Consider the following 11,565-nt stretch of genomic DNA (forward strand, 5'->3'; position numbering starts at 1 on the left):
CGCGACCGAAAGGATCGCGGCCATGAAATTGCGCACCGCTCTCGCCGCCTCGCTGCTCGCCGGTTGTTCGATCGGCGCCGCCTCTTCCCCCACCGCGGATGCCGACCTGATCCTGCGTGGCGGGACCGTCTATACCGGTGACGACGCGCCGTTCACGGGCGATGTCGCGATCAAGGACGACAAGATCGTCGCGGTCGGGCCCGACCTGAAGATCGCCGCCGCGCGGACGATCGACGCGACCGGCATGATCGTCGCCCCGGGCTTCATCGATCCGCACACCCATGCCGGCCCCTGGCTCGCCTCGGCCGACGCGAAGACGCGGCTGATCCCCGCCTTCCTGCTCCAGGGCGTGACCACCGCGTTCATCGGCAATGACGGCGGCGGCGGCACGAATGTCGCGGCGACGCTGGCGACGCCCAAGACCAAGCCGGTCGGGCCCAACTTCGTCACCTATGTCGGCTTCGGCGCGATCCGCAGCCAAGTGATCGGCGGTGCCAATCGCGCGCCGACGCCAGCCGAGCTCGACAAGGAAAAGGCGCTGGTCGCCAAGGGCATGTGCGAAGGCGCGATCGGCTTTTCGACCGGGCTGTTCTACGCGCCGCAGAGTTTCTCCAAGACCGACGAAGTGATCGCGCTGTCGCAGGAAGCGGCCAAGCGCGGCGGCTATTACGACAGCCATATCCGCGACGAATCGAGCTACACCGTCGGCCTCGCCGCCGCGATCGACGAAGCGATCGAGATCGGCAAGGCGACGGGGATGCCTATCCATATCAGCCACATCAAGGCGCTGGGCGTCGATGTCCAGGGCATGGCGCCGGCGATCATCGCCAAGATCGACGCCGCGCGCGCGGCCGGGGTCAACATCACCGCCAGCCAATATCCCTGGTCCGCCTCAGGCACGAGCCTGGTCGCCTCGTTGATCCCGCTCTGGGCGCAGGACGGTGGCGATACCGCGCTGATCAAGCGGTTCGATGATCCCGCGCTCAAGCAGAAGCTGCGGGAAGGCATCGCCGAAAATATGCGCAAGCGTGGCGGGCCGCATTCGCTGCTGATCACGGAGGGGCAATGGCGCGGCAAACGCCTCGACGAGATTGCCGCGGTAATGAAGACCGATCCGATCTCGGCCGCGATCGCGGCGATCCGGGTGCACGATGCCGGGGTCGTCTCGTTCAACCAGAGCGAAGCCGACATCGCCGCGTTCATGAAGCAGCCCTGGGTGATGACCGACAGCGACGCGTCGAGCGGCCACCCCCGCGTCTGGGGGACGTTCGCGCGCAAATATGCCAAATATGTCGTCGCGGATAAGGTGATCAGCCTGCGCGATTTCATCGAGCGCAGTTCGTCGGTCACCGCCAAATGGTTCGGACTGACCGGACGCGGCGAGCTCAAGCCTGGGGCGTTCGCCGACGTCGTGGTGTTCGACCCGAAGACCTATGCCGCGCAGGCGACCTATGAACAGCCGACTTTGCCGGCGACCGGCGTGAAGACCGTCGTCGTCAATGGCAAGGTCGCGGTCGACAACGGCAAGCTGACCGGCTCCGCCGCCGGCAGGGCGCTACCGCATGCGCCGGCGCCGGGAACGTGCGGTTGAACAGACCCTCACCCTTCCGGCGCTGCGCGCCTCCCTCCCTCTCCCGCATGCGGGAGAGGGAGGGGCCCCATCGCGCCAGCGATGGGAAGGGTGAGGGCCGGTGAGCCCCTTGCGCTTCTGGTTCGCCATCCCCTTGTGGCAGCGCGTCGTCGGCGCGCTGATCCTCGGCGTGATCTTCGCGCTCGTCTGGCCGGCGGGCGCCCCGTACGTCCAGTTCATCGGCGACCTGTTTGTCCGCGCGATCCGCATGCTGGTCGCGCCGATCGTGCTGGTGACGATCGCCGCCGGCATCACCAGCCTCGCCGATCCCAGGAAGCTCGGCAGCCTTGGCGCGCGCACGATCGGGCTGTTCGCCGCGACCACCGCGATTGCCGTGTCGGTCGGCATGCTGGTCGCGACGGTGATCCGCCCCGGCGCCGACGCCCCGCTCGGCACCGCCGCGCCACATGCGCTGGGCGCTCCGGTCACGCCCTATGACCAATTGATCGGCATCATCCCGCTCAACATCGTCGACGCTTTGGCCAAGGGCGACATGCTCGCCCTCATCTTCGTCGCGATCCTGTTCGGCGTCGGCACCGTGCTGACCGGGGAAGCGGGCAAGCCGTTCGCCACTTTCCTCCAGGCGACCTCGGCGGTGCTGCTCAAGGTCGTGACGATCGTGATGGAAGCGACTCCGTTCGGCGTGTTCGCACTGATCGCCAATGCGGTCGCGGCCAATGGCGCCGCGGTTTTCGTCCATGTCGGCTGGCTCGCGCTGGCGGTGGTCGTCGGGTCGCTGATCCAGATGCTGGTGGTGCACAGCCTGTTGCTGCGCCTGGTCGCCAAGCTACCGGTGCTGCCCTTCTTCCGCGGCATCGTCGACGCGCTGGTCGTCGCCTTCTCGACCGCGTCGAGCGGCGCGACGCTGCCGGTGGCGATGCGCGTTTCCGAAGACAATCTTGGCATCAGCCGCCCGGTCTATTCGACCGTGCTGCCCTTGGGCGCGAGCATCGGCAAGGACGGCACCGCGATGTATGTCGGGCTGCTCAGCCTGTTCGCGCTCCAGGCGTTCGGCACACCGTTGACGCCCTCGGTGTACCTGCTCGTCCTGCTCACCGGATCGCTCGCCGCGTTCGGCACCGCGCCGGTCCCCTCCGCGTCGCTGTTCATGCTCGCCGCGGTGCTGTCTGCGGTCGGCGTGCCGCCCGAACAGACCGCGCTCGTGGTGGGCTTCGTCCTGCCCTTCGACCGCCTGCTCGACATGACCCGCACCGTGCCGAGCGCCTGCGCTAACCTTGCCGTCGCGACCACCGTCGCGCGTTGGGAAGGCGAGCTCGATGAAGACATCTATCGCTCGACTCACGATGAGTGACGCTACGCTGATCGAAGCGAGCCTGATCGCGCTCGACGGCCGCGAGGCCGCGATGCGCGGGCTGTTGTTCGACCGCTTCTTCGCGCACTTCCCCGAGCGCCGCGCGATCTTCATCCATGTCGACGCCACCTCGGTGCGGATGACCGACGAGACGCTGCAATGGATGTACGGGCTGGCACAGGATCGTAAATGGGTCTGGAGCCAGGTTGCCGAACTCGTCTTCAACCACCGCAATTACGGCGAGCTCCGCCAGGACGAATATGATGTGTTCGTCGACTTCGCGATCGATGCGCTGCGCGACACGATCGACCATTGGGACGCGGCGACCGAGGGCGCGTGGCGGCGGCAGGCAGCGACGCTCAAGACATTGATCGCGCGGGCACGCGCCGAATGGGCGGCGTCGCCGCTCGCTTTTTCGTGAGCGCAAATCGCGATACCGTTGTTCCGACAGGAATCATTGTTGACTACAGATGTAGTCGATCTACCCTTTCAGCGAATCATCCTTTCGCTGGAGACCCGGAAATGAACGCCCCTCGCTTCGCGATCGTCGCCTTGCTCGCATCGGCAACGTCTATGCCCGTCCAGGCGCAACGCGCGGCGCCTACCGCGGTGGCACGCACCGGTACCGCCATCGCGCTGACGCCGGCGGCACGTAACGCCGCGATCGACCAGATCATCGGCACGATCGAAAAGGGCTATGTCTTTCCCGACCGCGTTCCCGCGATCGTCGCCAGGCTGAAGGAGGGGCTCACCCAGCGCTACGACACCGCCGATCCCAGCGTCTTCGCCGAACGGGTAACGACCGATCTCCGCGCCGCCAGCAACGACCGGCACATGTATCTCAACTACGCGCCTGACGAATTCGCCGCAGCGGGGAACGCCGGGACCGCCGCAAACGACCAGAAGGAGAGCCCGGCGCTGGCAGCGATCCACCGCCGCACCGCGATCCGCGCCAATCATGGCCTGGCCCGGATGGACATCCTGCCGGGCAATGTCCGCTATCTGAAGATCACCGGGTTCGAGTGGGTCGATGACCAGACCGGCGCAGCGTACGATTCCGCCATGCGCTTCCTGCGCGACGGCGATGCCGTCATCATCGACTTGCGCGGCAATGGTGGCGGCTCGCATGCCGCGGTCCGCTATCTGCTCAGCCACTTCATGGACGGCGACACGCTCGACATGACCTTCCTTCAGGCCGGCGAGCCGCCGTCGCAGTCGCGGACGCTGGAATATCTTCCGGCCGGACGGCTCAAGGGCAAGCCGCTCTATGTGCTGACTGACCAATATGTCGGGTCGGCCGCGGAGGCCTTTGCCTATGACGTCCAGCAATTTCGGCTGGGAACATTGATCGGCGCGACGACCGCGGGTGCGGCGAACAACAACCGCTTTTCGCCGATCGCACCCGGATTCATGCTGAGCGTCTCGTTCGGCCGACCGGTCCATCCGATATCACAGTCGAACTGGGAGAAGAACGGTGTGTCGCCCGACGTGGCGATCGATCCCGGCCTGGCATTGGATACCGCCCAGTCGCTGGCGCTGGCATCGCTCGCCGCTCGGCCCAACGCGGACGCCGGCGATCGTGCCGATTGGCAATGGGCGCGCATCGCCATCGATGCCCGCCTGCGTCCGCCGGTAATCGCCGGGGCCAAGCTCCGGTCGTGGACCGGCGTCTATGGCACCAACCGCATCGGGTTTCAGAATGGCGGCCTGACCTACCAGCGGACCAACGGTCAGGTGGTGAAGCTGGTACCGCTGACCGCCGACGGGCTGTTCTCGATCGAGGGCTATGACGATCATCTCCGAGTTCGCCTGACCGGCGATGCCATGGAGCGGCAATGGATCGACGAGCCCAGCGCGACCCGCATTCCCAAACAATAGAGGATCCGATGGCGACATTGCCGACGAAGAAAACCACGCTCGCCCTGCTCGCTGCGCTGACCGTCTCGGTTCCCGCGACGGCGCAGGACAAGGACCTCACGGCGCGGGTCGAGGCGACGCTGGCACAGCTGGCCGGGCCGGGGACGCGGTTCGGCATCGTCGTGGTCGACGACCAGGGCCGCGACGTGGTCGCGATCAACCCCGATGCGCGCTTCATCCCGGCGTCGAACACCAAGATGTTCACCACCGCGACGGCGCTGGCGACGATGGGCGACCTGACCCAGCCCGACACGACCGGGGGTGCCGCTGTGCGGCTCGACGGGCGCGACGTCGTGCTGATCGGCAATGGCGACGCGCGGCTGTCGGGCGCCGACGATTGCACGGTCGATTGCCTGACGACGCTCGCCGATGCGGTCGCGAAAAAGACGCGCGTGGTCGGCGATGTCATCGGCGACGACACCCTTTTGCCCGACGAGCGCTGGGGCCCGGGGATGAGCTGGAACAACATCCCGACGCGATCGGGTACCGGCACCTCGGCGCTGACGATGGACGACAATGAATTACCGGTGACCATCACGCCCGGCCCGGTCGGTTCGGTGCCCAAGGTCGAGCTGCCGGCTTATTACACGGTCGATAACCGTCTGATCACCGTTCCCGGCGCGAAAAGCTCGGTCGAGTTCGATCGCGCGCCCAGTGGCTTTGAGCTTCGCCTGACCGGCACGGTCGGCGCCGACGCCAAGCCCGAAAAGCTGCGCGTCGGGATCGACGATCCGGCGCGCTACGCCGCCTGGCGCTTCGTCCAGTTGTTGAAGGCACGCGGTGTCCGCGTCACCGGCAAGGTCAACGTCCGCCACCGTCCATTGATGCCCGGCGACGATCCGGCGATCCGCGGCAACGCGCCGCCCGCCCGGCCGCCATTGCCCCCGGTACTCGCCAAGCTGACTCCGCCGCCGCTGATCGATGACATGCATCTGACGATGAAGGTCAGCCAGAATCTCCACGCCGAACTGTTCCTGCGCCGCTCGTCGCTGGTCGCCGGCAGCGGATCGATCGCCGATGGCCAGGTCGCGGTGCGCGCGATGCTCTCCAAGGCCGGCGTGCCGCGCGCGGCATTCGACTTCTCGGATGGGTCGGGCATGTCGAGCTACAACCGCGTCGCACCGCGCGGCGCGGTGATCATGCTGCGCTGGATCGCGACGCAGCCCTGGGGCGCGGCGTGGCGCGAGACTTTGCCTGTCGGCGGGGTCGACGGCACGCTGGCAAAGCGCTTCGGCGGGACTTTGCTCGACCACAAATTGTTCGCCAAGACCGGCACGCTCAACGCCTCGGCTGCCTTGTCGGGCTATATGATTGCCAAGAGCGGCCGTACGTTGACCTTCTCGACTTATGCCAACGACATCCCACCGGGCGTCGAAGCGACCAAGGCGGTGGACGCCGCGCTGGAACTGATCGCCGCGGAGAATTGAAGGACACCAAAGCGGAGCGACACGGCTGGTCAGTCAGCCTAACCAACCACGCACATTGCCCGTCGGAAAAAATTTGCGAACCCTTGTCGATTTCCGACACACTCGTTCGTCGTCCCGATGAGACGCCAATTGGGGCAGGCTCGACCAAGGAGACAGACGATGCGTGTAATGGTGCTGGTGAAAGGCAACGAGGACACCGAAGCGGGCCTCGCGCCCACCCCCGAAATGCTGGAAGCGTTCGCGGCGATGGACCGGTTCACCGAGGAACTGGTCGAGGCCGGCATCTTCATCGCCGGCGCCGGGCTCAAGCCCGGCACCGAATCGAAGCGTATCGCGTACGAGGGCGGCAGCAGCACGGTCACCGACGGGCCGTTCGCCGAAGCGCGCGAGCTGATCGCGGGCTTCTCGATCTGGGAAGTCAGGGACATGGACGAGGCCGTGGCCTGGGCCACGCGCTACCCCATGATGGCCGGCAGCGAGGTCGAAATCCGGCCATTCTACGAAGCGGCGGACCTGGCCGATTTCGTCACGCCCGAGGAACTCGCCAGCCCGCGCGGCGGCGACCGCGGCAAGCTTGGCGTCGCCTGAACCCGTCGGCTGGGGCGGCAAGGCCTCTCCAGCCGGCTTCACTCTGATTGGCGGCCGATGATCGTTTCGTCGACACGCCTTGCCATCATCGGAGATTGACGATGACCATCACCATCACTGCGTTCGAACGGTCGCCCGACGGCGGCAAAGGCCTGGCACGTGATACGCGGGTTCGCTGGGCGCTCGAAGAAGCAGGGCTGCCGTACGACGTTCGTTTCGTTTCCTTCGCCGAGATGAAGGAACCGGCACATCTGGCGGTGCATCCGTTCGGCCAGATACCCACATTCGAGGAAGGCGATCTCGCCTTGTTCGAGACCGGCGCGATCGTCTTCCACATCGCGGAGCGACACACGGCCCTGCTGCCCGAGGACCCTGATGCCCGGGCGCGCGCAATTACCTGGATGTTCGCCGCGCTCAGCAGCGTCGAGCCGCCGATCCTCGACCTCCAGACGGCCAAATTCGCGGAAGGCGACAAGCCCTGGGCGCAGGAGCGGATGCCGCTGGTCTTCGACCGCATCCGTGCCCGGTTGCGCCAGCTTGCCGATCGCCTTGGCGATGCCGAGTGGCTCGACGGCAGGTTCAGCGCAGGTGACCTGCTGATGGTGTCGGTGCTGCTGCGGCTGCGGATGTCGGGGATTCTGGATGAGTTTCCGACCCTGGCCGCCTATGTCGCACGCGGCGAAGCGCGCCCGGCCTATCAGCGGGCGTTCGCCGCGCAATTGGCGGTGAACGCGCCGCCGGCCAGCTGAATAACGGCCTGCTTGCGTCGTCGCCGCCCCTGACGGACAAGGGGCGGCGTGACGGCAGGCGCGACGTATACCGGCGAAACCCATCAGGCGATCGAGGCGACCTTTCGCATCGAACGGGCCAGGCTCATCGCCGGCCTCGCCCGCATGGTGCGTGACATCGACCGGGCCGAGGAACTGGCGCAGGAAACGCTGATCGTCGCGTTGTCCGATTGGCCGAAGACCGGCGTTCCGGCCAATCCGGGCGCCTGGCTGATGGCCGTCGCCAAGCGGCGCGCGATCGACGCTATCCGGCACGACCAGATGCGGATGCGCAAGCACGAGGAAATCGCGCGGACGCTCGATGAGGAAGCCGAGGATGCGACCGCGGCGATCGACACCGCGCTGGACGACGACCTCGGCGACGAATTGCTCGGGCTGATCTTCACCGCCTGTCATCCGATGCTGTCGGCCGATGCCCGCGCGGCGCTCACGCTGCGGGTGGTCGGCGGGCTGACGACCGACGAGATCGCCCGCGCTTTTTTGTCGAGCGAAGCGACGATCGCACAGCGCATCGTTCGCGCCAAGAAGGCGATCGCCAAGGCCGGCCTGGCGTTCGAGGTGCCGCGGGGCGCCGAGCGGGCGGCGCGGCTGCCCGCGGTGCTCGAGGTCCTCTATCTCATCTTCAACGAAGGCTATGCGGCGACGGCGGGCGACGACCTGGTCCGGCCGGGGCTGGCGCAGGAGGCGCAGCGGTTGGGGCGCATCCTGGCGGGGTTGATGCCCGAGGAAGCTGAAGTACTAGGCCTGCTGGCGCTGATGGAGATCCAGGCGTCGCGGCTGAACGCGCGCACCGGGCCGGACGGCGCGTTCGTGCCCATCACCGAGCAGGATCGCGCGCGCTGGGATCAGTTGCTGATCCTGCGCGGGCTCGACGCGCTGGCCCGCGCCGACGCGCTCGGCGGTCAGGGACCTTATGTACTGCAGGCCGCACTCGCCGCCTGCCATGCGCGCGCGCGCCGGGCCGCCGATACCGACTGGGCAAGGATCGCGGCACTCTACGATCGGCTGCGCGTCGTGACCCCATCGCCCGTGATCGATCTCAATCGCGCGATCGCGCACAGTATGGCGTTCGGACCAGACGCAGGGCTCAGGCTGATCGACGAGATTCCCGATGCCGACGCCTTGCGCCACTATGCGCCATTCCCGGCGGCGAGAGGCGATTTCCTGTTCCGGGCGGGCCGGCTGGCCGAGGCGCGGACGGCATTCGAGGCTGCCGCCGCGCTCACCCGCAACGCGCGCGAGCAGGCGTTTCTGCTCGGGCGAGCGGATGCTTGCGGCGGCAACTAGCCCAGTCGGTCGCCGCCGCTAAGCCTGACGCTGCGCGTCCCAGGCCGCGATCACCGCGTCGCCAGTCGCGGGCCTAACCTCGAAGATGCTCTTTCCCGCCTCGCTATGCCGCGACGGATGGACGCGGTTGGTCAGCAAGGTCCACGCGATGCCGCGGTCGAAATCGACCCACAGGCCGGTACCGGTGAAGCCGGTATGGCCGATCGTCTCGCCCGAACAGGCCGCCCCGCCCGACCAGCCGTCGAAGCACCGTTCCCAGCCGCAGGTGCGGTGGCCGTAATAGGGCGTGCGCATCGCCTCGAGCATCGCCGACGACGCGCCGCTGCCGTCGAGCAGCCCCAAAGCGAAATCGAGCACCCCCGCTACCGTCCCGAACAGCCCGGCATGACCGGTCTCGCCACCCATCGCGAAGCAATTCTCGTCATGCACTTCGCCCTTGAGGACGCGTCCGCGCCACTGGCAAAGCTCGGTCGCGACCGCGGGACCCGGCGGCGGGCCGTAGCTCAACCCCGTCCCGAGCGGCCAGGCCGAGAGCGGCCGCCCGGTGATCCGCTCGATCGCGATCCCCAGCAGGATGAAGTTGATGTCCGAATAGACCGGCGGTCCATGCCGCCACTCGCGCTGCAACACGAACGCGCGCAGCCGCGCCGGGTCATCGCCATAAGTGTAGATCGGCTCGACCGCGGGAAGGAAGCTGCGATGCGCCAGGCAGTCGCGAAAGCTGAGCTTGCGCTCGGCGGCGTTGGCGACGTCGTACTGACGCAGATCGGGGATGGCGTCGGTCAGCGGGCGGTCGAGGTCGAGCCTGCCCTGATCGGCAAGGCGCAAGATCATCGTCGTCGTCGCGATCACTTTCGACACCGAGGCGAGGTCGAACCAATGGTCGAGCGTCAACGCCTCGGGCTCGGGCAGCAGCGCGGCCATCCCGGCATGCGTCGCCCAGCGCCGCCCGTCGGCTGCCACCACGCCCAGCGTCGCGCCGGGAATCCTGCCCGTCACGACCGCGGCGGCGGCAGGAGCGAAGGCCTGTTCGATCATGCCGCCACGGCTCCGGTCGCGTTGGGATCATCGTCGGGTCGCGGCTTCGCGCGGACAATGAACGGCAGCAGGACCAGCACCGCTACGCTCATCGTGCCCGCCATGATGAAGAAGCCGTCATAGCCGATTGCCTTCTGGAACACCCCCGACAACCCTGCGAGCAATCTGGGAATGAGGAAGGCAAGCCCGGAGAACAGCGCATATTGCGCGGCGGGATAGCGCGGATTCACGAGCAGCGAGAGATACACGACGAACACCGCGCCTTCGAATCCGTGCCCGAACTGATCGACCGCCATGGCGAGATAGAGATCGAGATCGCCGACGGTCACGCCGAGGCCGAACAGCGAGAACAATACCGGCCCGCCGGGCGCCTGATGCGCGAGCCACGCAAATATCCAGTTGCTGAGCGCGGACATCACCCCGCCGATCACCAGCGCCCAGCCCATCGACACCCGAGCCGCCAGCAGCCCACCCAGGGTCACGCCGAGCAACCCCGACACCAAAGCAACGACGCCATCAGCCGCGCTGATCTGCTTGAGCCCATAGCCCAGGAAATTGAACATCGGATGCGACAGCGTGTTCGCCATCACATCGCCGGTCCGGTAAATCGAGATGAACAGCAGGATCGGAATGACGACCAGGCCGTATCGCCACGCCACGTCGACATAGGGACCGACCGCCAGCGACCGTCGCAGCGGTGCGTGCCAGGGCAGCTTGCGTAGCCATGGCACTGCCGCGCCGAGCACCAGGAACGGCAGCAGCCCGAGCCCGGCCACCCAATATTTCATGATGTCGGGATTATCGATCCCGACCGAGCCGATCGCGGACAGCAGCACCCAACCGATCACCGCGGTCGCCACGGTTATGGCAGCGATTGCCGCCGCGCTGGTCAGCAAACCGCTCAGCAGCGCGGGGATCCGACCGTCGACGCGGCCGCTCTCGGACCGCATCGCCGCCAGGAGCGGAAAAGGCAGGAACGCCAGCACGCCGATAGCCAGATAGGCGAAGGTCCAGTCGGATATCGCGGCGACGTAGATCGCGCCGCCGCCGGCCACCACCATCGAGATGCGATAGCCCCATTGATTGACCGCGACGAGCGGCCCCTGCTCTTCGGCGGTCGGCGCCAGTTCGACCCGCCACCCATCTGCCGCGATCTCGAGCGTGCTGGTCCAGAAGGCGAGCAGCAATGCGAACAAGGCGGTCAGCGGCAGGCTCTTGTCCGATGCGGTGAACGCCATGCCGATCGTCGACAGGAAGATGCCGAGCTGGGAAACCATGATCCAGCCGCGCCGCCGGCCCCAGAAGCGACCAAACCCCGGCATGTCATATTTGTCGAGCAACGGCGCCCAGGCGAATTTGAACGTCGGCAGCAGCGATACCCAGGCGAAATAGCCAATCGTGACGATGTCGACATTGTGCCGCGCCAGACGCAGGAACAGCACGGTGTTGAACATGTAGAACGGCAAGCCGGCGGAAAAGCCGAGCAGCGTGTACAGCGCCAGCCGCCCGAAACCCGGACGCAGCACAGTGCGCTCGGCCGCACCGGAATCCATCGCTCCTGCCGTCATGCGCGCGGTC

10 protein-coding genes are annotated in these 11,565 nt (G+C 67.0%); 8 read left to right on the top strand and 2 right to left on the bottom strand.

Features of this window, described 5'->3' with window-relative positions; genetic code table 11:
- The first annotated feature begins 22 nt into the window (after positions 1-22).
- The 8 genes from AC1DRD_RS18375 (at position 23) to AC1DRD_RS18410 (ending at position 8,949) form a co-directional block, all read left to right on the top strand.
- On the top strand, positions 23-1,591 hold the full coding sequence (locus AC1DRD_RS18375; protein WP_478042513.1) for an N-acyl-D-amino-acid deacylase family protein: 1,569 nt from the start codon (positions 23-25) through the stop codon (positions 1,589-1,591).
- A 100-nt stretch (positions 1,592-1,691) separates the two neighbouring features.
- Positions 1,692-2,942 (top strand): dicarboxylate/amino acid:cation symporter, encoded by a 1,251-nt coding sequence (locus AC1DRD_RS18380; RefSeq protein WP_478042515.1) that lies wholly within the window; start codon positions 1,692-1,694, stop codon positions 2,940-2,942.
- Positions 2,908-3,363, top strand: coding sequence for a hypothetical protein (locus tag AC1DRD_RS18385; protein WP_478042517.1), 456 nt, complete (start codon positions 2,908-2,910; stop codon positions 3,361-3,363). The genes AC1DRD_RS18380 and AC1DRD_RS18385 overlap by 35 nt, the downstream gene beginning before the upstream one ends.
- Positions 3,364-3,464: 101 nt before the next feature.
- Positions 3,465-4,820 carry a S41 family peptidase gene (locus AC1DRD_RS18390; protein ID WP_478042518.1) on the top strand — a complete coding sequence of 452 codons (1,356 nt, stop codon included), beginning with the start codon at positions 3,465-3,467 and terminating at the stop codon, positions 4,818-4,820.
- Between the two features lie 8 nt (positions 4,821-4,828).
- Complete coding sequence (gene dacB, locus AC1DRD_RS18395) at positions 4,829-6,286, top strand: D-alanyl-D-alanine carboxypeptidase/D-alanyl-D-alanine endopeptidase (protein WP_478042520.1); 1,458 nt, start codon at positions 4,829-4,831, stop codon at positions 6,284-6,286.
- A 159-nt stretch (positions 6,287-6,445) separates the two neighbouring features.
- Positions 6,446-6,874, top strand: coding sequence for a YciI family protein (locus AC1DRD_RS18400; RefSeq protein ID WP_478042521.1), 429 nt, complete (start codon positions 6,446-6,448; stop codon positions 6,872-6,874).
- A 101-nt stretch (positions 6,875-6,975) separates the two neighbouring features.
- A complete protein-coding gene (locus AC1DRD_RS18405) occupies positions 6,976-7,623 on the top strand; it encodes a glutathione S-transferase family protein (protein ID WP_478042522.1) in 648 nt (215 codons plus the stop codon).
- 48 nt (positions 7,624-7,671) lie between these two features.
- Entirely contained in the window at positions 7,672-8,949 is a 1,278-nt protein-coding gene (locus tag AC1DRD_RS18410) for an RNA polymerase sigma factor (protein WP_478042523.1), read from the top strand.
- Between the two features lie 18 nt (positions 8,950-8,967).
- Here AC1DRD_RS18410 and AC1DRD_RS18415 read toward each other — a convergent pair whose 3' ends face one another.
- Both AC1DRD_RS18415 and AC1DRD_RS18420 read right to left on the bottom strand, forming a co-directional pair.
- The gene (locus tag AC1DRD_RS18415) at positions 8,968-9,987 is read right to left on the bottom strand and encodes a serine hydrolase domain-containing protein (protein WP_478042525.1); all 1,020 of its coding nucleotides are present in this window, start codon (positions 9,985-9,987) and stop codon (positions 8,968-8,970) included.
- Entirely contained in the window at positions 9,984-11,555 is a 1,572-nt protein-coding gene (locus AC1DRD_RS18420; protein ID WP_478042527.1) for an MFS transporter, read from the bottom strand. The genes AC1DRD_RS18415 and AC1DRD_RS18420 overlap by 4 nt, the downstream gene beginning before the upstream one ends.
- Positions 11,556-11,565 lie beyond the last annotated feature (10 nt).

This window comes from Sphingomonas sp. P4_G2 (assembly GCF_056401155.1).

What these genes read in the sequence shown, in the direction of transcription:
- AC1DRD_RS18420 (WP_478042527.1), bottom strand. Translation starts at nt 11,555, where the DNA reads ATGACGGCAGGAGCGATGGATTCCGGTGCGGCCGAGCGCACTGTGCTG.
- AC1DRD_RS18385 (WP_478042517.1), top strand. Translation starts at nt 2,908, where the DNA reads ATGAAGACATCTATCGCTCGACTCACGATGAGTGACGCTACGCTGATC.
- AC1DRD_RS18375 (WP_478042513.1), top strand. Translation starts at nt 23, where the DNA reads ATGAAATTGCGCACCGCTCTCGCCGCCTCGCTGCTCGCCGGTTGTTCG.
- AC1DRD_RS18415 (WP_478042525.1), bottom strand. Translation starts at nt 9,987, where the DNA reads ATGATCGAACAGGCCTTCGCTCCTGCCGCCGCCGCGGTCGTGACGGGC.
- dacB (WP_478042520.1), top strand. Translation starts at nt 4,829, where the DNA reads ATGGCGACATTGCCGACGAAGAAAACCACGCTCGCCCTGCTCGCTGCG.
- AC1DRD_RS18390 (WP_478042518.1), top strand. Translation starts at nt 3,465, where the DNA reads ATGAACGCCCCTCGCTTCGCGATCGTCGCCTTGCTCGCATCGGCAACG.
- AC1DRD_RS18405 (WP_478042522.1), top strand. Translation starts at nt 6,976, where the DNA reads ATGACCATCACCATCACTGCGTTCGAACGGTCGCCCGACGGCGGCAAA.
- AC1DRD_RS18400 (WP_478042521.1), top strand. Translation starts at nt 6,446, where the DNA reads ATGCGTGTAATGGTGCTGGTGAAAGGCAACGAGGACACCGAAGCGGGC.